Origin of the sequence: Desulfosporosinus metallidurans (assembly GCF_001936615.1) — a bacterium.
Lineage (GTDB): Bacteria > Bacillota > Desulfitobacteriia > Desulfitobacteriales > Desulfitobacteriaceae > Desulfosporosinus > Desulfosporosinus metallidurans.
Window position 1 is genome coordinate 94124 of record NZ_MLBF01000007.1, and the last position, 23085, is coordinate 117208.

The window sequence follows — 23085 nt, forward strand, 5'->3', positions numbered from 1 at the left end:
CTTTAGTTTCTTCTAGGCACTCAGGGCATAGGGGAAAGACTTACTTCAGATGGAGTATCACCCCATCTGAAGTATAGTAACTTATCTTAAGAACCTACGCATAAACATGAGTTCCAGTCTTTCCGGCAATAGCCTCTTCCAGAGATTCCGGATTAGTAATGATCGCTTCTTTGCCACCATTCTCCAAAAAGCTGATTACAGCTTGAACTTTAGGGAGCATACTTCCAGGAGCAAAGTGATTTTCAGACATATATTGTTTCAGTTCTGCTAAAGAAACGTTATCTAAAGCCTTTTCGTTCGGCTTACCATAATTCAGATAAACCGTTGGAACGCCCGTCGAAATTATTAGCAGATCGGCCTTAATGTCTGAAGCCAAAAGACTCGATGCAAAATCTTTATCAATAACGGCGTCCACACCCTGCAATGAATTATCTTCTCGTCTCATAACAGGGATCCCGCCACCACCAACGCTGATCACACAATACCCTGCGCGTGCCAATAGATTGATGACATCTTTTTCTACAATTTCTTGAGGACGGGGAGACGCGACCACTCGGCGGTATCCCCTACCAGCGTCTTCAACCATTGCCCATGAAGGGTTAGCTTTTTGAATAAGGTCGGTCTGTTCTTTCGAATAAAATGAACCAATCGGTTTAGCAGGTTTCTGAAAAGCCGGGTCATCCGCCGAAACTATTACTTGAGTTACGATGGTTACAGCCGATTTATCAAGACCCCTTTTCTTGAATTCATTATCCATAGCTTGTTGAATTTGGTAACCAATAGCCCCTTGGGTATCAGCCCCGCAGCTCACCAACGGTACCTGATGCATCGCGGCTACATCCGTAGCAATCTCAGACCGTCTAAGGATAAACCCAACTTGCGGGCCGTTGCCATGCGTAATGATAACTTCATACCCCTGCTCGATCATACCAACAATATGCTTAGCCGTTTCACAAACAGCCTGATATTGATCCTCGACGGATTCATGAGCCTTATCACGAATCAGAGAATTTCCACCGATGGCTACTACAGCTAATGTACTCACGATTATTTTCCACCCACTAACAATGTCATAACAGCCTTAGCCGTATGCAAACGGTTTTCAGCAGCATCATAAACAATGGAATGAGGTCCATCAATAACAGAGTCTTCAACTTCATTGTTACGGTCAGCAGGCAAAGCATGCATATACATAACATCTTTGCCGGCAGTAGCCATTTTAGCTTCCGTGCACTTCCAGCTCTTATTAGCAATCAGAGCATCGTCAATAACTGCAGTTGCACCAGTAACAGTAGCCCCTGTTTGGTCAGTGACCCAGTTACCCCAGCTCTTAGGAATGACGATGTCCGCATCTTTATATGCTTCAGCTTCATCATGAGTAATTGTCAGGGTACCACCATACTTCTCAGCATTTTCTCTGGCTTGGGTAATAACCCACTCAGGAAGCTCCCAGCCTTTTGGATAAGCCAACCAAACATCCATACCATAACGGGGGAAGAGAAGAACTTGGGATACAGGCACAGAAATTGGTTTCTTGTGGCTCTCAGCATATGCCCAGATGATGGATATTTTCTTACGTCGTAAATCTGTGACTTTCTCTTTGATCGTCATTAAATCTGCCAGAGCTTGGAACGGATGATAAAGGTCACACTGCAAGTTCATGATCGGCACAGACGACCATTTAGCCATTTCATTCAAGTAGTCATTCCCTCTACCCCAGTTACAATAACGGCAAGCAATCATGTGTCCAAAACGAGAAAGAATAATCGCCGTATCCTTCGCGGTCTCACCATGAGCAACCTGCATCGTGCTGGAATCTAGGAATCCTGCATGACCACCCAATTGAGCCATACCCGCTTCCATCGAGTTTCTGGTCCGGGTGGATTGCTCGAAGAACATCAAAAAGCCAGTTTTGTTATTAAGATAAGGGGTATCTTCACCCATCGCAAATTTCTTCTTAAGATCCAAGGCAACCTCAAGCATTGTGTCTACTTCTTCTTTAGTAAAATCCTCTAAGTTGATGAAATGTCTTCCTCTAAAAACGGTTTGCATTTATTTTTCCTCCTAAAATAATGTTTATTTTAATGCACAAGGGTTTACCACACTAACTTATTTTCACTAAATTCTCCGTCGCTTTCGGCATCTTATCCGCATACTTCTGCACAAAAAGACTCGGAATCACTGCGTACATAGCTGCGCAATTCACCAGTTCTTTTTTCCAAGTCCGCTCATTTGGCGCATGGGCTTGATCCTCATGGCCCGGTCCAAAACCAATGCAAGGAATTCCATAGCGACCCATGATGGAAACCCCGTTCGTAGAGAACGTCCATTTATCGACCACCGGATCTTTACCAAATAATCCCTTGTAGGCTTCTTCCAGTGTTGAGCTTACTGGATGCCCCTCCTCGATTAGCCAAGTCGGGAAATAGGCTTCTGTCGGATAAACCAGATTCGTATAGGAAGGTCTTTCATAAGAGTACATCGTAACTTCCGCATTAGCAGCCTTCACTGAAGGAAGATTCTTAATCTGTTGAATAGCATATTCCCATGATTCTCCTGCTGTCAGGCGGCGGTCGACAGAAATCCAGCAGCTGTCAGCGACAGCACAACGAGAAGGAGAGGTATGGAAGATCTCGGAAACCGTCAAACTTCCCTTACCAAGGAACGGATGGTCCATGAGGTTTTCATGCAAGCCACGCAGTTCAGATAGAATTGGAGCCATTTTGTAAATCGCATTGTCTCCGCGCTCTGGCGCCGAACCGTGACAACTAACCCCTTTAGTCGTAACTTTAATTTCCATCCGACCACGATGTCCTCGATAAATCTTGCCATCAGTCGGTTCGGTAATCACGACAAATTCTGGTACAACTTTGTCTTCGTTGATGATGTACTGCCAGCATAGGCCATCACAGTCTTCTTCCTGCACTGAGCCTACAACAACCATAGTGTATTCGCTTTCTAAACCAAGATCCTTAATAATCTTTCCGGCGTAAACCATTGAGGCCATCCCACCAATTTGGTCAGAGGCACCGCGGCCAATAATAATTTCTTCATCTTCATACCCTAGATAGGGGTCGTACTTCCACAGTTCAGGATCACCCACGCCAACCGTATCAATGTGAGCATCCATCGCGATCAGATGTTTGCCATGACCGATATAGCCTAGAATATTACCCATTGGGTCAATATCCACTTTATCGAACCCTACTTTTTTCATTTCTTCCTTAATACGCAGTACAACTTCCTTCTCACCGCAGCTTTCGCCAGGAATGGCGATAAGGTCCCTTAAAAAACGGCTTATTTCTGGCTCATATTTTTTAGCCAGATCTAGAACTTTTGCAAAATCGGTATCCACTATAAATTCCCCTTTCGCTACTCTTGGATTGTTGTGAAAGTCAATCATGCTTAGTATCATCTTTCAGATAATATTTAATGCAAGAACCGTGCCAACCTTCCATCAGGCTTTACCAGAATCTTTTATCTAAATAATTTTACATTCTCCATTAATTCCACCGTCTGACGCTTGCAGCATTGTCTCATCTTGAGATGATTAGTTAGGAAAATAGCATGACATGAATCTCTAAACGGTCGCCAATTCGACACTCTTTGCATCTAATCTCATTATGATACATAAGTCTGGTTTTGACACACCATTTTAACGTAAATGAGCAATTTTAGTCTTGACCAATCACTAGAAAAACGTTTTATTTTCACCAATGTTATAATCTTTAATTTTACGATAGAGGGTTGCCCTGCTTATCCCCAGTAATTTTGCCGCATCATCCTTATGTCCCTCTGCATCAACTAGAGTTAGGGCCTTCATGATCGCTTCCCGCTCTAAGATTTTTAGGTTTAGGGACAAGTTTTTCGCTTCTATTTCGGCTTTAGGTTCCGTTTTGACCCGTTTGGGCAGTATATCAGGCGTAATATTATCCTCCCCTACCACCATTGTAACGCAGTACTCTATGACATTACCCATTTCTCGAACATTACCTGGCCAAGGGTAATGGGTTAGGATTTCAATTGCTTCTGGCGTGATTCCTCTGACCACTTTGTCGGTTACCGTCGAATAATGATCTAAATAGAATTGAATCAAGATGGGGATATCCTCTTGACGTTCACGAAGCGGCGGAATCGTTAAAGGAATTACATTTAAACGATAAAAGAGATCTTCTCTAAACTCACCCGATTTTACCATTTCATCTAAATCTCGATGGGTTGCGGCAATCACACGTACATCCAAGGGGATTGAGCGGTTACTACCAACACGTTCAACTCTTCTTTCTTGCAAGACTCTTAGGATTTTAACCTGTAAATGAAGTGGCATGTCGCCTATTTCATCTAAAAATATGGTACCATTGTGCGCCAGTTCAAATTTCCCTAGTTTTCCACCCCGTCTAGCACCCGTAAACGACCCCTCTTCATAGCCGAATAATTCGCTCTCCAGGAGATTTTCAGGTATGGCACCGCAATTTATAGCAATGAACGCATGCCCTTTTCGATTACTGCTCTGATGAATCGCACGAGCCAACAGTTCTTTTCCTGTTCCGCTCTCTCCTTGAATCAAGAGCGTCGCCTTACTGGGGGCCACGCGCAAGGCCATGGTTTTTAACTCATTCATCTTGGAAGAATTTCCGATAATCTGTGAAAAGTGAGTTTCAATCTCGCTAACGGTGGCTTCTTTAACTAACTTCTTAATTTGCTGAATATCCTTTAAAGTGACAACAGCACCTTCAAAACTACCATTATTTGTAATAGGAACAACATCACAATAAAGCTGGGTAGCAACCCTCTTCCCCTGGATGGGACCCGAAAATGTTTCCCCTCGTTCAACGGCTTTCCACAGTTTTTTATCATCCAACAATTGATATAACGCCTGTTCTTGCTCAGCATCAATATCCAGCAATTTGCCTGCATGCGTATTAAAATGCGTCACTTGCTGTTGATCATTTATCAATAAAATTCCATCGTGCAAGAGATTCAGCACCGTCAACAATTGATTGGTCAGTAGTTCTCGTTCGTGGTTTTGCTGATTTTCAACGACTTTTCCCACTAAAAGGTCCGCCATCTTCTCCAGAAAGAGCAGCAAGGATTGCTTGTTATCCATTAGTCGTTTTGTTTGTTCCTCATCAAAGCTAACTAGGCCAATAACCCCAATAATTTGATCTTCAGAACGTATGGGTATAGCTACTTCTGCATATTCCAAGCAGTTTCCGCGGCATGGACAAGGCTGACAGAGTTCATTAAATCCGGGATTGTCGATAATAACTGGCACCCCGGTTTTCATCACATGTCCGTATACAAAACCATCATCCATTGGGTAACCGCAACGACTCTTATACTTACCCGTCCCCGCAACACGTATAAGATCGGCATCTGCGATCTCAACTTCAATCTTTAGTGCTGCTGCGATAGCATCTGCGGTTTGTTGTACTGTACTCTTTATGTCGCGCAGGTTATACATGCTTTCCCCCTCAAATCTTTAGCTATAACTTTATTATATACAACTCTTTGTCTCATTTCGATACTAAATACAAAGATAGGTGAAAAAAGAGAAAGTATGTTAAATTTTTAAAAAAAGAAGCACCTTTCTCCAACGAAACTGTGCTTCATAATAAACTATTTGTGATCCCTCAAAAAGTACAACTTCAAATGGTATACCCTTGATTATCGGCCTGTTGACGGTAATTCCCCGTCCCACACAATGCTGCGATATTTATAGGGATCGGTATTTCCTTCGGTGTTAAAGATCAAAATCTGAGATTTTTCATTCAGTTGAAGCGCTTCCCGCGCATCTTTGAAGGCTTGATCTTTCAAAAGCGAACTAAGCAACCCGGCTGTCACTGCGCCTGATTCACCGGAAATTACTTTCGGATCGCCAAGCAGAGGATTGGCCAAAACTCTCATTCCCCTTGCAGCGACCCAGTCGGGAGAAGATACAAACATATTGCTGTAATCCCGCAAAATATTCCAGCCAATGAGATTGGGTTCTCCACAGGCCAGCCCGGCCATAATCGTTGACATATCTCCACCAACCACCCGCGGTTTACCATCCCTAGCAAGAGCCGATTTGTACAAGCAATCCGCTTTATTGGCTTCTACTATCACAGTTTTGGGACGATCAGCTTTAAACAAAGATGCAAAATAACCCTGCACAGACCCAGCTAAGGCTCCGACCCCTGCCTGAACAAAAATATGGGTCGGTTTCTCCACACCCAAGTTATTCATCTCTTCTAAGGCCTCAGCCGACATTGTCCCGTAGCCTTGCATAATCCAGCTTGGAATTTCCTCATACCCTTCCCAGGACGTATCTTGTACAACTATCCAACCATTTTTTTCAGCCTCGACAGCTGTCATCCGTACAGCATCATCGTAATTTAAATCAGTAATTGACGCTTCCGCGCCCTCCTCCCTAATTTTTTCTAAACGGAACTGAGAAGATCCCTTCGGCATATAGACTACAGATTTTTGGCGCAATTGCCGAGCGGTCCAAGCGATTCCCCGACCATGATTCCCGTCCGTCGTGGTGGCAAAGGTGATGTCCCCTAATTGTTTCTTAACCTCGGGTGAAGTGAGAACATCGAAAGGTAGCTCACTAATATCTTTGTTGAGTCGCTTCGCTAAGTATCTTCCGATCGCGTACGAACCCCCTAAAGCCTTAAAGGCATTCAAACCAAAACGAAAAGACTCATCTTTGACAAAGATCCCGCCTACACCATAATTCATGGCAAGTTTCTGAAGTGAACGCAAAGGGGTAGGCTCGTAATCAGGGAACGTCGAGTGAAATTTCCTCGCTTTATCTATTTCAAGTTCACTAAAAAGCTCGGTCGAAACACCGTCTCCATAGTTTTTAAGCATGTTGTTCTCTATCCATTTGATTTCTTCATTCATAATTAATCCGCTCCTATTCCTAGATATTGTGCGACCAAAATAATCTTTCAATACAGTATCAAAAAAACAATTTCTTGTTTTACCTTTTAGCTCTATATCTCCCCCTAAACGAATTGATTGACCTCAACTTTCGGTAATACTTAATGCAATTATTGTGCCAACAATTCGAGCTGCAAGATCAATGCAAACAACCCATAAAAAAGTAGCCCTCGAAGGGCCACCATACAAGCCATACATTGTATACCTAATTCGAGAATTTAAGAAACTTGCAATCCCTTCAACAAAGTGGTTATCATAGGAAGAGAGAAGTGTTTACTAAGGGAGCGATTCATGATGGAATTAATTGAATGGGTAAAAATACAGACTCTCTATGATTCTGAGAAGCAAGCGTTAAAAACTGCCAATATTGTTGCTACAACCGAAGCAAGGTTAGCCAATCAACAACGCGGACCCCAGTATGAAATCGAGACCCAGGTAGAGCAAATCGACGAAAAATGGCAGGTGTTCTGGCGCAAAGTATTTATTGGTAACAAAACAGGCTGTAGCGGAGGATGCGAATCTTGCAACGACAGCGAGCAAATGCCTAAGAAAAACAAAGGCAAGGTGATACCTTTTAGAAAACCATAACTTTAAGCAAAACACCGCCATCACAACATAGTGCCGAAGACGGTGTTTTTATCTCTACCCAGCCTGCCTCAGCGGACAAGTTGTTTGCAAGTTGCAGAAGTTACATCCTCAATCGCTGTTCCGATGGTTGTCGAGATTAAGAGCATCTTTTCAGCTGTTCTAGCTACCTTGGGAAGAAGATTGCTCAAAAACTTAAATCCTTGCACCATTATTTAGGATTGACCCTTTAATGTACCCCTCATGATCTTATCATTTAAGCACACCAAAGATTACTATAAAGATAGCCAGTAATGCCAAACCCAACCCTAAACTATAGGAGATAAGTTTTTTCTCAATAGGGAGCAAATCATACCATTCATCAACTTCGAGCGTTGCCTGAACATCTATTGTTGGCTGCCCTGTTTTATTGGATTGTTCTTTTGCCATATTTTCAGACCTCCCCTTGTCACGTTTAAAACTGTTCTTAGCTAGCCGCCGATGATCGGCGGTGTAATACCATGGTAGAAAATCCAGGAAACAAACAAGCCAACCCAGAGTATGAAGCCAAACAGGCAGACAGCATACACCCCTACAATACGACCCATACCAGCGGCCCAGAGTTTACGTACGTTGGTAACCAAACCAATAGAGAAGAAACATAACGCAAAGAAAAATGTCCTCAAAGCGTTCGCCTGGTCTGAGCCTGCAGTCGCCGCCTTAACGATACTAGGATTATTCAAGCCCATCACCAGTAGGATCAAGAAAGTCAAAACAAAACCAATCACGAATTTTGGGAAACGCTCCCAGATCTCTCCCGCTGAAACCTTGCTACCTGCGTTTGGGGTCTTAGTTTTATCAATCCGGAAAACAGACCAGATGACCGCCAAGACAAATGCCCACACGCCGATAAAGACATCAATAAAGACTTTAGTGGTGGTCGCTGCCATCAGGATCCAGCCTTCTTGCCAATTAATCCCTAGTTCTTTCAGCGCCTTGGCTCGGATCAGCGAATCTGTGATCGCACCGCTAGCTACAGCCCCACCGTCGCTCTTCACTGCCAAGCCCATCCATGCGCCGGCTACCATTGGTTCGCGAAACAGCCAAGACTGAGCAAGCCAAGGTAAAAAGAGCAGCTCTACAGCTACAAATACAATAATGACAGCAGACAAAACAACCGGAATCATTTGTCGGGCTCGAATTGCTCCGCCAGTGGCGATGGCAGCCGCAACCCCACAGATGGAGATACCCGAAGCCAGGGGAGCAGCCCATTCCGGTGTGAATTTAAAGTATTTGCGCGAAATGAAATACACTATTGGCCAATATATTAAGTATGCCTCGACCACAGCGCAAAGTCCCCGGATAATCACCGTACTGGCCAGTCCTAGAGCGCCCACCGTCTTTATACCAATGGCCGCACCCAAGATTACAATACCGGTTTTAATGAACCATTCGGGCTTTGCTGCCTCTTCCAGGAACTTAGCAAAGCCAAGGAAAAAGTTTCCTATAATAAGTCCGATAATCATGGCAAAAACAAAGCCCATCTCTCCCAAGCTCAAAGACCAGGGAATTTTGAGACTGGCTTGTTTGTCGGGAGTGGCAGCAATGAAAGCGTTGTTACCCAATAACAGGCAGCTAAAGGTAATCCAGTAAATGATACTGAAACCAACGAGATATTTTACGGGCTTTGCGCCCATAGCCACCGCGCCGACAGTGGTGATTACTAGCAAGAATAGATAGGTTAACAAGGCTGCATTAATGCCCGACATACTTTGAAAGGTTTTAGACACTGGCGCTAGTGCTTTGGACGTGTCTATCCAGACATTGAATTTGACTACCCATCCCAGCAGATCTATCCCGATAACGGGACCCAGACTCAGTACAAAGACAAACAACCCAAGCCAGACTGCCCACCAATCTTCACTTTTGAGCACTGACTTTTTCTGAAAAAGCCCATTTCCTTCCGCAATCATGTTTTTCACCCTTTCTTCCGATAATTAAAAGCCACAGCCTATTTGGCTTTGCTAAGCCGTCTTTCCACCTCCTTACCATTCTTTTATTCTGTATATTGAGAAATATAACAAGCTTTGATGAGGACACATAAAGAAAACCTGGCTTACGCCTAGCCACAGGCGCCGGCGGAAGTCTTTGAACTTATCCACCCGAAACTTATACTTTCTGACTTGGTATTATAATTAGGCGATCATTTCATTTTGTTCCTGCCCCTTAACACGAATAGGAAAAAATACAAAGAATGTTGTCCCTCTAGGACTAGAATCGATGTGAATCTTGGCGTTATGAGATTCTGCAATTCTGTAGCATGTTGCTAGGCCCAATCCAGTTCCATTGTCTTTAGTAGTAAAGAAAGGGGTGCCTAACTTATTGAGATCTTCTGATGGAATACCACATCCTTCATCCTCAATCGCCAGCACTACCTTATCATCCTCTACATAACTTTTAATGGTCAGGCAACCTCTCTCCTCCATTGCTTCAAGCCCATTACGGATCAAATTAAGAATCAGTTGGGAGATTTCTTTTCCATTAAGTTTCAGGTCGGAAATCTCTCCCGGAATGAAAAGAATCTGTTTATTTTGAGTAAAAGCGTCCGCTTCTAATAGTGGGTATAAATTATTTAGAATGTCGTTGAGGTTTTGGGATTTTAGTTCAGTTTGTTTTGTCCGAGCCAGGGAGAGAAATTCTGTAATAATCGAGTTTGCACGATCTAGTTCCGAAATCATCAGCTCGAAGGTAGATTTCTGAGCTACATAATCAGGTTTTGCGCCCAACAGTTGGAGATAACCACGCACCGTGGTCATGGGATTCCTTATTTCATGACCGATTCCAGCAGCCAATTGCCCCACAAGGTTAAGACTGTCAAGTCTAGCTATTTCGTTTGCTGCTATTTTCTGGCTTGTAATATCTCGAAAAAAACAGATCAGTCCACTTTCTGATGGGTAGAGACTTATCTCGAACCATTTGTTACCTGAAGTTTGGCAAATATTTTCATACGTAACTGGCCTCTTTTCGCTCATTACTTCATGATAGTGTTGTAGGGCGGTTTCATTGACCCCAAATACTTCAGTGATATTTCGGCCCAACAACTCGTCACGAGATTTTCCGAAGGCTATTTCGCCTGGGTGATTTATGTAAGTGAATTGCCAGTTCCCATCAATCGCAAAAAAACAATCTGTCATACTTTCCAGAATAGAAGCCATCTCTTCTTGAGATTTAATCAATTTCCCACTCGCTAATTTTCGTTCAGTAATATCCCTGTAATAAACGGACAATCCAAACTTCGAGGGGAACACAGTTACTTGATACCATATGTCTTTACATAAATGACCAGGACTTTCGAACGTAATTGGTTTACAAAAATTCTTCGCCTTCTGATAATTTAGCTCGAGTAAGCTTCCTGGTATTTGGGGAATCACTTCCCATAAAACTTCACCTAAAAGCTCTTCTCGTGTTTTTAGCAATAACTCCTCTGCCTTTTTATTTACAAACGTAAACCGCCATTGATCATCTAATACATAGAAAGTGTCAGGCATATTATTGATAATATCTGCAATGAGTTGATTACTCCGGGAAAGATCCGCCTCTAATTCTAAGTGTTTGGTGAGTTGTTCCACTCTTTCCGTTTGCATTTGTTTCATTTCAGTAATGTCGTTATACGCGAACAAAATACATTCTTGATCGTCGATTTGTATTTTTTCGGCAGAAAGAATAACCGAACCTTTAGGACCGTATTTCGTAACTAGTGAAGTTTCAATATTTTGTACTGACCCTACTCTCTCAAGGATTTCAATAGTCTTTTTAAATTCACTTTCGGACACACCAATCTCGATTGGTGTTTTACCAATTACATCTTCATATTCAAAACCTCTTGCTTCAAGGAAACGACGGTTAACATCAACATATCTATAGTCAGACGTCTTAATAATGGCCATCATATGGGGACCCAACTGAAAAGCTTTGGAAAATCTATCTTTTGCTCCCCTGAGCGTTTTCTGTTCCCTTTTCCGTTCAGTTACATCGTTAACAATCGCTACACATGCGTATTCTCCGCTAGGCATCTGAAAATTAGACAAGTCAACGACAAATTGCCTTCCGTCTTCTGTAGCGATTTCTCTATGTTGTTGTTTTGTCGTATTCAGCCATGTTTTATCGTTATACAGTAATAAATTCAGGTTTTCAATAAAAGGATAAGATTGGCCTTGCGTTTTTAGTCTTTTACTAAACAGTATTGGCCCATGGGCATCAAAAATCATTAAGTTTACTGGACTGCAGTTTATTATGGTATTCAGAATCGATGCTTTGCCAAAGAAATTATAGGTCCAGAAATAGAAGTTAAAAATTATAGTCGTTGCCAAGGGAGTAATTAATAAAAAAGGACCAGCGACAATTCTAAGAACCATTGCTGAGCCACTCTTCCACGGGGGGATAAAAGCAATAATAAAAAGCAAAATACATGCCATGACGATGCCGATGATAAACCAAAATAATACTTTCTTTCCATTTTGGCTACTCCTCAAATGTCTACCCAAGATACTTCCAAAACAAGCAAAAACGATAATGTTGGTGATGCCTCCCATCGAACCAGTTCCGCCCGCATAGTACCGATACAGAACGCTTATGATAGCTGCTATTGCTGCAGTTACTGGACCACCAATAAAACCGGCCATAGTCATTGTGATATGTCGGAAATCATAAAAACGACCTTCGACAACCATGATTCTACCCTTCATTACAAAAATAGTGATAAGACCGAACAAAACACCCAACATGTAAGGAGAGTATTTTCTATTAAGTGACAAATCTATCCATATGACAAAGCCACAAAGAAATAAGACCGCAGCAACATTAATTACAAAGTTATAGTACAAAACAGCCACCTCATTTTGCTAACAATCTAAGTCAACTGTTTCAATTGTACCTCCAATGTTATCAGAAATTTGTCGTATTATAATAATGATTTCAGGAGTTCAGTTTATTTTAAAACAAATGTGGTCTCATTTTCTCATTAAAAAGAGGCAGCGGTTCCTTAGCAAGAACCGCTGCCTCTAGACAACCTATAACCTTTCATATTGATAAAACCTTAAAGTTTATTTTGCAATACCAGTTTTCTCATTGAACTGTTCAATCAGTTTATCGAGTTCAGGTCCCATCTGATGCAACTTGCCCCAATAATTGTCGTAATCGTACCATTGGGCATTCAGCTCATCTAAATCATACTCTTGTTGTTCAATCCAAGTGTAGTACTTGAGGTTATGAATGCGCTTTTTACTCTGGTAAGTTAACTCTTCCATACTATCGGTTCTAACGCCCAAAACATTTCTGTTATGGTCAATGGCAGCATTCAGGGAACTATAGCCTTTGCCTCTTTCAGCTTCCATTTCTTGCAATCTCGACTGATACATTTCCGCCGAGTCCGTAAGGACGGTTATAACAATATCATCCTCTGTTAACTCGAAGTATTTTGCGAATTTAATGCAGGATAGGATGTTGGCTGCTCCGGAAATCCCCACCCAAGAAAGCTTGGAAATAACCTCTTCAGAAACTCCTTGCTCTCTTAAATAGCTTTGGCCAGCAGGTTCATTAAAGAGGCGGAACATACCCAAACTATCATTATCATCGATGGCGATCACCATATCTGTATTTTTGATGTTATGAATCCAAGGGATATGTTTATCCCCGATCCCTTCAATTCTATGGTCACCAAAACCATTATTTAATAATGTTGGGCATTGTAAGGCTTCCCCAACCGCTAGTTTAGCATGTGGATATTGATCTTTTAAGTAATCCCCGCTACCAAGTGTGCCCGCAGAACCTGACGTTAAACATACCCCTGCAAGTCTGCCCTTCGAACCGGCTTCCGCTTTAATAATCTCATCCATTGCATTACCCGTGACTTCATAATGCCACAGATGATTGCCAAGTTCTCCGAATTGGTTAAAGATCACTACATTATCTCGGGTTCTTCTTAGTTCCCATGTTTTATCATAAATTTCCTTAACGTTACTTTCGCAACCAGGAGTCGCAATAACTTCGCCAGCGACTGTTTTAAGCCAATCAAAACGCTCTTTACTCATATTTTCCGGCAAAATAGCAATGGACTTACAGCCTAATAAGGCAGAATTATAGGCTCCACCACGGCAGTAGTTCCCTGTTGAAGGCCACACTGCTTCATGGTATTTTGGATCAAATTGTCCAGTCACTAACCGGGGAACTAAACAAGCAAAGCTTGCTCCAACCTTGTGAGCTCCTGTCGGAAAATATTTCCCTGCCATAGCAATAATTCTTGCTTTGACTCCTGAAATTTCAGTCGGAATCTCTACATAATTTGGTAATTTATTGAATAATCCACCTTCCTTAACAGGTTCATTTTTCCAGGAGATTCTAAACAAGTTAATAGGATCAACATCCCATAAACCAGTTTTCTTCAATTTCTCTTTTACTTTTGCAGGTATCTTATCAGGATCCTTCATCTGAGCCATGGTTGGGATTAAAATGTCTCTTTCTTTAACACTCTGCACCGTCTTTTTAAGCTGTTCCTCATTAATTGTCAAATCAATCAAGTTACTCATGATTTTCCTCCCTAATTATCGAAGCACGAGGCTCGACTATCACGCTTCTCACCATGTGCTCTCTCATCAAAGTAAGACTATCGAAATATAGCACTTGTGAACTGTAGACACTAAACTACGCCACGAAATCGCGAATCGTCGTGCATCGAGCCTCACGCATCGAGCCTCACGCATCGAGCCTCGCGTCAAGCTTCACCATAAGTTCTTCGAGCGACGGTTCCACTTTAATCGGTTCGCCAACTGCCGCAATAGCATTTTTGACATCTTTTAAACCATTACCCGTGACAATGGCCACCACTTTTTCGTCTACTCCGATAACACCTTTTTCCACCAAAACTTTAAGCCCTGCCATTCCAGTCACACCAGCCGGTTCACCGAAAATACCACTTGTTCTACCCAGTTCACGCATGGCTTCCAAGATAGCTCCATCAGGCACAGCTATCATTGTCCCGCCCGACTCCCGAACCGCGCGTAGAGCTTTATCTGGATTGCGCGGTACACCAACTGCAATACTGTCAGCCAAGGTATTCTCTTCAGCCGGACGCCAAGGTCTGTCTTCTAAAAAGGCATCCACGAGGGGGCAACAACCTGTTGACTGAACCCCTACGATTTTGGGTAAACGCTCAATCCACCCCGCTTGGTAAAGATCCTTAAATCCTTTCCAAACCCCGGCAATCGTGCAACCGTCGCCGACGGAGAGAACCACCCAATCTGGAACTTCCCAATTGAATTGCTCCGCAATCTCCAAGGCCACAGTTTTCTTACCTTCAACAAGATAGGGGTTAATGGCCGCATTTCGATTGTACCAGCCAAAGCGATCAATCGCTTCAGCCGAAAGTCTGAAGGTATCTTCATAAGACCCCTGCACGCTAATCACCGTTGCCCCAAAAATCAGCAATTGGGCAACCTTGCCTTGAGGGGCACGACTCGGCACAAAGATAACACTTTTTAATCCCATAGCAGCTGCACTTCCCGCTAAGGAGGAGGCCGCATTACCGGTTGAAGAACAAGCGACGGTTGGAGCCTTTTCCTCCACTGCTTTGATGACCGCAATAATCGAAGCCCTATCTTTTAGCGATGCTGTTGGGTTCTGCCCGTCATCTTTGATATATAAGTTACTCATCCCCATACTAATTCCCAACTCCGACGGTTTATAAAGTGGGCTCCAGCCCACTCTGAGATGGGGACGGGGAGTCTCCGGACGAATCGGTAGAAATGGCAGATATCGAAAGATGGAATAATCTTTCGACTGAGTCAGTTTCTCGCGAGAAGTCAGGCGATTAATCACTTGATAATCGTACTCAACATCCATGATGCCTGCTTTTGAGCCACAGGAAGGACAGGTATACACCCCAGGCTCAGCAGCAAGCCCCTTTCCACACTGAATACAGCGTAGACCTAAAACATTTTCCAATTCGATCACCTCAAATTCTATTCCAAATAACCTGTGCCAATTCCCGGGAGCGAGCACAGATTCCTTCTTCATCGATGTCTACCAGGACTCGATCGAGCATGCGCACTTGCCCATTGATGACCGTTGTTTCAACAGCATGTCCGGAAACCCCGAACAAAAGATGTCCACTCCAATTGTTCGCATCCAGCGGAGTTGGTGGCACATAGTCTACAACAATGACATCTGCCCAGGCCCCTTCCTTCAGTTCCCCAAACGTCCCGCCAAATAAATCAGAGGCGATCTGAGGATTATTGGCATAAAGCATTTGCGGAACTTCGGCCCAGGCCACACTGGGATTGGCTGCAGCATGTTTTTGGAGGACATTTTCAACTTTTGCACTCTCAAACATATCACAGGTGTAGCCATCGGTCCCCAGTCCAACCCTAACTCCTTGATCCAACATTTTCAGGACTGGAGTCACTCCCACCGCATTGCCCATATTCGATTCTGGGTTATGCACCACTTGAGTATTGGAAGCTTTAATAAGTTCAATCTCGTGATCATTGATGTGCACACAGTGGGCCGCAATTGTTTTCGGTCCTAGTACCCCGAATTTCTCGAAACGTTCCACAACTCGCATACCATGGTTAGTCAGACAGTCTTCAACATCTTCAATTCCTTCGGCAACATGAACATGAAAACCTGCTCCCAGACGTTTGGCAGCCTCACTACAAGCAACCAAAGTTTGATCGGATAAGGTCAACGAAGCGTGAAGCCCAAATAATCCCGCAACCATGGAGTCCGGTTTGGCCTGACAAGCCGAAATGAAGTCGGCATTTTCCTTAATACCTTCTTGGGCAATCTTTTCGCCGTCCCGATCTGAGACCTCATAACAAAATGCAGCGCGAACTCCCATTTCCTTGGCCGCCTTGGCCAGAGTGGACAAGCTTCCCGTAATAGCCATCGGGCTAGCATGGTGGTCAATTATCGTGGTCGTACCCGTTTTGATGCACTCGATCAACGGGGTCAGGGCACTGTAATAAACGTCTTCCATGGATAACAATTTATCGAGTTTCCACCAGAGCCCTTCCAAGATGTCACGAAAGTTCTGGGGAGATTTGCTCTTGGAATCCATTCCCCGAGCGAAAGTGCTGTAGAGATGCATATGGGTATTAATCAAGCCCGGCATGATGAGCTTTCCGTGAGCATCGATAAACCTTGCGTCTGGAAAGCGAGTTTGCAAATCTTGAGTTGAACCGATTTCTAAAATCTTAGCATCTTGAATTAGAACCCCACCATTAGGGATCACCCGATTGGCTTTTCCAAGGGTTAACACCATACCATTACCAATTAAAAGCATTATGTACTCATCCTCCCTCTACAAATTTATGATCAGATCTTCCTTCTGATACGAATTAAGTTCTTCGGCAGGCCGGATTAAAGTGATTGCCTTTAAGGAACACATCGCCCGACAAATGCCACACCCAATACACTTACTCTTAATCACCTGAGGTAAATATCCTTCCCGCAAAACGATCGCTTCATGTCCGCCTGTTCGACAAGCGGTATAGCAAACGCCACAACCATTACAGACTTCTGGTAGGATATGCGATACAAATTGAATACCTCTCGGAAGTTGAGAATGTTCAACTAAAAAGGGCAACGACCTTCCGATGACATCCGTCATGTTCTGGAAACCTTTTTCCTCCATCCAGCCTTTCAAGCCGAGAACAAGTTCGTCTATAATTCCTATTCCGTACCGCAAAACAGCGGTGCAAATTTGCAAAGTTGAAGCTCCAAGAAGCAAGAATTCAGCCCCATCCTGCCAAGTGGTAATCCCACCACTGGAAGAAATATCCAAATCAACCTTTTGCGCTATTTCCGCTGTACAACGCAAGGCAATCGGTTTCAAGGCCGGTCCAGAAAGTCCTCCATATGTTGAAAGCCCGGCTACATTGGGATAAGGAATCAATGTAGCCAGGTTAACTCCAGTAATACTCTTTATTGTGTTTACCGCACAAACTCCATCCGCGCCGCTGTGCTCTACTGCTACAGCCGTGGCAATGATATCGGAATCCTGTGCTGATAATTTGATGACAACAGGAACGTCTCCGACCGCTTCCTTCACCCAGCGAGCAATTTGCTCAGTTCCCACTGGCTCTTGAACCTTAGAACATAAACCCCACTCAGCTCCATGCGGAAACGAAATACTACATTCTATGATGTCCGCACCCGCCTCGACAAACCGTTTTGCCAACGTTTGCCAATCTTCCTTCTTAGTGGCCATGATACTGGGGATCACAACTTTGGTTGGAAACCGTGCTTTAAGGGTGCGCAGACTTTGTTCGATATCTTCTACCGAATGCTCAGAGACAAGATCTATGTTTTGCAAACCCATGAACTCAGCCCCTTGATCTACACCGATGACCAAGGGGAAAACTCGACTTACTATACTGGAATCAACTGTGACCGTCTTTAACACTGCCCCAGCCCACCCAGCTTCGAACGCCTGAATCAAACGATCGAGCTGATCTGTACAAGGCGAAGGGGCCAAGATAAAGGGGTTTTCCAGTTCAAGTCCGCAAAAATCCACCGCTAAATCGACTGTCATTGCTCAAAGCCCCTTCGCAGTGCCGGTTTCGTTCTGACAAACAGGAAAGGTGGGAAAGGATTCTCTTTCCCACTCCAACTTATTATCCGTTCATTCCAGCATTATCTTTGAGATCGTCTAAGTCTCCTGCCCCTTTGCTACCGTTGAAGAAAGCATTGAGGATGATGGCGGTGATTGAACCTAAGGTAATACCACTGTGTAATATGGTCTGGCTCCAATTAGGGAATAATTTGAAAAAGTTCGGGTCCACCACAGGGATTACACCCATACCGATACTTATGGCGACAATGAAAATGTTGTTAGCATTCTTCTCGAAGTCAACTTTAGAGAGAGTCTTAATCCCACTCGCTGCAACGATTCCGAACATAGCAATCCCTGCGCCGCCGAGTACTGGGTTAGGCAACGAGGCAATTATAGTGGCTAATTTTGGGAAAAAACCCAATACAACAAGGATCAATCCAGACGTAGCGACAACAAAACGACTCTTAACACCCGTTAAACCTACCAGTCCAACGTTCTGGGCAAACGCCGTGTAAGGGAAAGCGTTAAAAATGCCACCGAGTGCTGTAGCCAACCCATCCGCTCTTAATCCAGCCGTGAGTTCCTTCTCGCCGATTGGTTTTTCCACCATCTGACCAATAGCCAGGAAATCACCGGTAGACTCAACCATTACGACCAACATGACTATGATCATAGCGATAATGGCACCGATGTCAAACTTCGGTAGTCCGAAAGCAAACGGATAATCAATCCCAAACATAGCGGCGGAAGAAACCCCCGCAAAGTTCACCAGACCTAAGGGCATCGCAATAATAAGACCGATAGCTAAACCAATTAACACGGAAATGTGCGCAACAAATCCTTTAAAAAGTCTGTTAATTAGAAGAATGGATAAAAGAACAATCCCTGCAACCGCTAGGTAAGTTAAAGATCCATAGTTTTTATTCCCAACTCCGCCTGCAGCCCAGGCTATACCAACCGGCAACAGAGAAATACCGATAACCGTAATGACACTTCCGGTAACAATCGGGGGGAAAAACCGGATCAACTTACTAAAGTAGGGGGCCAGTAGAAACGTACATAAACCGGCTACAATAATAGCCCCATAAATTGTGGGCATGCCACCCGTCTTGGCAATCATAATCATGGGTGTTACGGCAGCAAATGTGACCCCCTGAATGACCGGGATTTTAATTCCAATCTTCCAAATTCCTAAGGTTTGGAGTAACGTCGCCAAACCACAGGTGAATAAGTCAGCGTTAATCAAAAAAGCAGTTTGGGATTTTGATAAACCTGCTGCAGCCGCAATAATCAAAGGTACAGCAACCGCTCCTGCATACATCGCTAAAACGTGTTGTAACCCATACACAAAAAGCTTGCCGGCAGGCATCATCTCGTCAACAGGAGCCACTGATTGTTTTGTGTTAGCCATTTTTGTTCCTCCTTTTTTTCATTGCGGAATAATTCGATTAAGCGTTAGGTCACCTCCCTAGATCATTCAACCTCGTAAGTGGTCCCGCAAACTACTTCGAGGGTCTTACTTCATAAGCCGACCTTTCAATTCAAGGTTTAAACAAACCATTGTTTGGGTCGGTGGTAAGGCGAAAGATAGGATATGGACGATTTATGATTGTACTTCAGTGCACATATCTATGATTGTAGCAAGTTTCGTGCCAACCGACAAATATCGTCAAATGTGCCCAGAATACGACCTACATTATAGGCTTCGAAGACGAATCTTATCAAAATGATAATGAGATCTTTAGATTAGGAGTATTTAAAAACTGTTATCAAGATGAAAGTAGCAAAGGCATCATGGTATGCTTCTTCCACAGTAGACTTATCATTGTGATAACTGCTTTTATCGTAATGATAGTAAGAGGTTGATTAATTTCAGAGACCAAGGCCAACCTTAGCCTCTGAAATCATGAACTTACAGTCTTAAACTCTAAAACAGATATTGATGCTGTTTATAGACGGTCCAGACAATAGACGCAATAGAACTTTCCATCGGAACACTCGGTTTCCCCATTTCATCGAACTTGGCTATTATTATTTTTCCGTCCAGGCGAAGCTTGAACTCCGCCTTTGTACCGTCACCTAAGAGCAAGAAGCCTGAATTCGAACTATTCATAAATTCTTCTTCACTCCAGAATAACGTTAATTTAACTTTGTAAGGCTCACTTGAATATGGACAGAAGGTCGCGCAGTTACCACATTCATTACACATTCCATCGACATGCACAATCTGATTCATGCTGGTGAAACCTTGTCCATTGACCGGAATCATAAGGTTGGCACGGTTTGGACAAACCTCCGCACAGATATTACAAACCTTGTTACATTCTAAACATCGGCTCGGTTCTTGTTCATCGTCACGAACCGGCTTCATAACTCCTTTCTTTTCAGCAATTTCTAACAACTGCTTTTCATTATTAAAGGAGATCCGTGAAGAATACTCTTGTTTAAATTCAAACTGTTCTTTTTCCAGAATAGCTTTAGCCACTTGCGTGCCATGCTTAATGGCTCCGACTACCGTCCAAGGTCCGACAAGAGCATCCCCGCCAATAAAGACATTCTCCACACTCGTTTCCAACGTTGTTTCATTAACGTTGATTTTACCCTTATCCCCTACTTCTATCCCATTGTTCTTCAGCAAATCATAATCAATCAGTTCCCCGATCGCTGCCAGAACGGTATCGACTGGTAATTCTTCGAAAGCACCCGCTTTAGCCACAGGACTTCTCCGACCCGAGGTATCCGGTTGACCCAGTTCCATCGTCTGACATTTCAGCACACCCTCAGTTAAAGAAACTGGGGAAAGGAGCTCTTTGAAAATAACCCCATCTTCGACTGCATAGTGCAGTTCCTCTTTGTCTGCCGGCATATAATCTTTTGTTCGGCGATAGATGATATAAACCTTCTCCACGCCTTTGACTCTGAGGGCAGCTCGAGCAGCATCCATCGCAGAATTACCGCCCCCGACCACAGCTACACTCCTCCCAAGATTTAAGGCATCCCTGTTGGTGTTAAAGGCTTCTAAGAACGGAATGGCCCCCATAACCCGTCCAGTATCTCCTTTTATATCGAGAGTGTTGGTCTTACCTGCCCCAATTGCCAAATAGACATACTGAAATCCTTTTGCTTTATAATCCGCAACGGAAAAGTTTGGGTCAATCCCAAATTCAAACTTAACTCCCATCCTTTTGATGAGCTCAATATCCTTATTGATCGCTTCTCTCGAGATTCTGAACTTCGGGATCACGTATTCGACCGTACCGCCGGCCTTCTCGCGTTTATCAAAAACCGTGACCTCCATGCCTACTTTAGCCAAGAAATATGCGGCCGCAAGACCGGAAGGACCTGCGCCGATAACGGCAACTTTGGCAGACGACTTCGGTTTCTGCGCAGAAACTGTTTTCATATATCCCTCGTATCCTTTTTGCGCAGCAATCAACTTCTGACCGCGGATATGCACGGACTCATCATAGTCTAAACGTGTGCACTTGGTCATACAGTTATGGGTACAAATTGTCCCCGTAATGAAGGGCAAGGGGTTTTTGGACACAATGACATCATACGCTTCTTCATACCGTTTTTCCCCCACCAGGCGAATATACTCAGGAATATCCTGTTCAATGGGACACCCTACGGCGCAAGGCGCTATAAAGCAACTTGTTATAGGCAGCTTGAGTTCTGTTTTACGATTGATCACATCTCTCCTTTCTTTAAGATGATTGGCATCGTCAAACGCACTTTCGGCTAAAACTTTTAATTTTTCTAAATCGATTTTACTTGATTCTTGATTATCCAGCAGTGGTTCTAAAAGATCCGCTAATTGTTTAAAGCGCTGGTAGGCACCAGGCTTGAGCAGAGTTGTTGCCACGGTGATCGGCCGGATTCCGGCCGCAAAAATGCGCTCTATATTGAAGGCGTCCGCTCCCCCGGAATAGGAAATCTTCAGATCCCCTTCAAACTCGGATGCCAACTTATAAGCTAAATTAATCGTCAGGGGATAGAGTGCCCGACCGGACATGTACATCTCTTCGCCTGGCAATTCGGATTTCCCAATCTTTACTGGCAATGTGTTAGACATCTTAACGCCAAAGTCTTTTTGCTTTTCTAAGGCAAAAACTATAAGACGTTTTAACATGGCCACACCGTCTACAAACTGGAGGTCGTGGGTGAAGGATTCTTCTTTTAGTTCGATGTAACGGTAACCCATCTTGTCAAAGGTATTCCGCACATACTCATACCCCAATAATGTCGGATTCATCTTCACAAAAGTGTGCAGCTTTTTTTCGCTGATCAGGTATTTGATGATTGCTTCAATTTCTGCCGGTGGACAGCCGTGCATGGTAGATAAAGTAATGGACGAACATATATTTGGGGAAATCTGTTCCACAAACGAGCGATCCATCGTCTTAAACAACTCTATCTCTTCGAGCAAGACAGCTTGACACTCTTGGAATATTGAAGTCTTTGACGCATCTTTAAGTCCTTCAATAAATTGATCCACTTTTGGAGATTGAATCCCCTTAAGGTCATACCCCACACTCATGTTAAACATAAAGCGACGATCGTTTTGCTTAAACAGCTCTTTTTGCAGCACATGAAGTACAAACCAAGCTTTGACATACTCATCAAAAGCAGCCGTAATCGAAAGTTCCGTAGACCACTCGGTGTTATAGCACTCGTCCTCGGCCAGGATACAAGGCTTAGGAATTTCTAACTCATCCATGATTTGAACAGATTTCAGTTCAAAGAAACGACTTCCGCTCAGATAAGAAGCGATAATATTCTGCGCCAGTTGGGTGTGTGGTCCGGCAGCAGGTCCGACCGGAGTATCAAGGGCTTCTCCGAAAAGTCGGATGTGTTGGTCGTTCGATTTTCGGTAAAATTTAGCTTCAGGTACGCCGAAAATGGTTTGGCTTTTCTGGTATTCTTCAAGCACCCAATGAATCAATTTCTTAAACGGAATTTGTATCATCTTGTCGCTCATG

The 23085-nt window shown here is 43.6% G+C and carries 15 protein-coding genes; 1 reads left to right on the forward strand and 14 read right to left on the reverse strand.

The genetic code is table 11. From position 1 onward, the window contains the following. Positions 1-94: 94 nt before the first annotated feature. From arcC to dpaL, 5 genes are all read right to left on the reverse strand, one after another. Positions 95-1045, reverse strand: a complete 951-nt coding sequence (gene arcC / locus DSOL_RS07030; protein WP_075364165.1) for a carbamate kinase — start codon at positions 1043-1045, stop codon at positions 95-97. A 2-nt stretch (positions 1046-1047) separates the two neighbouring features. Further along, positions 1048-2052 (reverse strand): ornithine carbamoyltransferase, encoded by a 1005-nt coding sequence (locus DSOL_RS07035; protein WP_075364166.1) that lies wholly within the window; start codon positions 2050-2052, stop codon positions 1048-1050. Positions 2053-2104: 52 nt separating this feature from the next. Beyond that, positions 2105-3355 (reverse strand): YgeY family selenium metabolism-linked hydrolase, encoded by a 1251-nt coding sequence (locus DSOL_RS07040; protein ID WP_139314405.1) that lies wholly within the window; start codon positions 3353-3355, stop codon positions 2105-2107. A gap of 336 nt (positions 3356-3691) precedes the next feature. Continuing rightward, entirely contained in the window at positions 3692-5464 is a 1773-nt protein-coding gene (locus tag DSOL_RS07045) for a sigma-54-dependent Fis family transcriptional regulator (protein WP_075364168.1), read from the reverse strand. 203 nt (positions 5465-5667) lie between these two features. After that, on the reverse strand, positions 5668-6891 hold the full coding sequence (gene dpaL / locus DSOL_RS07050; RefSeq protein WP_075364169.1) for a diaminopropionate ammonia-lyase: 1224 nt from the start codon (positions 6889-6891) through the stop codon (positions 5668-5670). Between the two features lie 330 nt (positions 6892-7221). Here dpaL and DSOL_RS07055 point away from each other — a divergent pair, with 330 nt between their 5' ends. Continuing rightward, positions 7222-7518 carry a hypothetical protein gene (locus tag DSOL_RS07055; RefSeq protein WP_235838724.1) on the forward strand — a complete coding sequence of 99 codons (297 nt, stop codon included), beginning with the start codon at positions 7222-7224 and terminating at the stop codon, positions 7516-7518. 249 nt (positions 7519-7767) lie between these two features. Here DSOL_RS07055 and DSOL_RS27885 read toward each other — a convergent pair whose 3' ends face one another. The 9 genes from DSOL_RS27885 to ygfK all read right to left on the reverse strand — a co-directional run bounded on the left by DSOL_RS27885 (position 7768) and on the right by ygfK (position 23084). Then, positions 7768-7944, reverse strand: coding sequence for a hypothetical protein (locus tag DSOL_RS27885; protein ID WP_170871460.1), 177 nt, complete (start codon positions 7942-7944; stop codon positions 7768-7770). A gap of 41 nt (positions 7945-7985) precedes the next feature. After that, positions 7986-9467, reverse strand: coding sequence for a putative sulfate exporter family transporter (locus tag DSOL_RS07060; protein WP_075364170.1), 1482 nt, complete (start codon positions 9465-9467; stop codon positions 7986-7988). 222 nt (positions 9468-9689) lie between these two features. After that, positions 9690-12377, reverse strand: a complete 2688-nt coding sequence (locus DSOL_RS07065; protein ID WP_075364171.1) for a PAS domain S-box protein — start codon at positions 12375-12377, stop codon at positions 9690-9692. A gap of 219 nt (positions 12378-12596) precedes the next feature. Continuing rightward, positions 12597-14078: a pyridoxal-phosphate dependent enzyme gene (locus tag DSOL_RS07070; protein WP_075364172.1), complete on the reverse strand. Its 1482-nt coding sequence runs from the start codon at positions 14076-14078 to the stop codon at positions 12597-12599. 166 nt (positions 14079-14244) lie between these two features. Next, positions 14245-15492 (reverse strand): threonine synthase, encoded by a 1248-nt coding sequence (thrC, locus tag DSOL_RS07075; protein WP_075364206.1) that lies wholly within the window; start codon positions 15490-15492, stop codon positions 14245-14247. Between the two features lie 10 nt (positions 15493-15502). Continuing rightward, complete coding sequence (gene ssnA / locus DSOL_RS07080) at positions 15503-16831, reverse strand: putative aminohydrolase SsnA (RefSeq protein ID WP_075364173.1); 1329 nt, start codon at positions 16829-16831, stop codon at positions 15503-15505. 18 nt (positions 16832-16849) lie between these two features. Further along, the gene (preA, locus tag DSOL_RS07085; RefSeq protein ID WP_075364174.1) at positions 16850-18082 is read right to left on the reverse strand and encodes an NAD-dependent dihydropyrimidine dehydrogenase subunit PreA; all 1233 of its coding nucleotides are present in this window, start codon (positions 18080-18082) and stop codon (positions 16850-16852) included. 82 nt (positions 18083-18164) lie between these two features. Continuing rightward, positions 18165-19514, reverse strand: a complete 1350-nt coding sequence (locus tag DSOL_RS07090) for a nucleobase:cation symporter-2 family protein (protein WP_075364175.1) — start codon at positions 19512-19514, stop codon at positions 18165-18167. 516 nt (positions 19515-20030) lie between these two features. After that, entirely contained in the window at positions 20031-23084 is a 3054-nt protein-coding gene (gene ygfK / locus DSOL_RS07095) for a putative selenate reductase subunit YgfK (RefSeq protein WP_075364176.1), read from the reverse strand. Position 23085 lies beyond the last annotated feature (1 nt).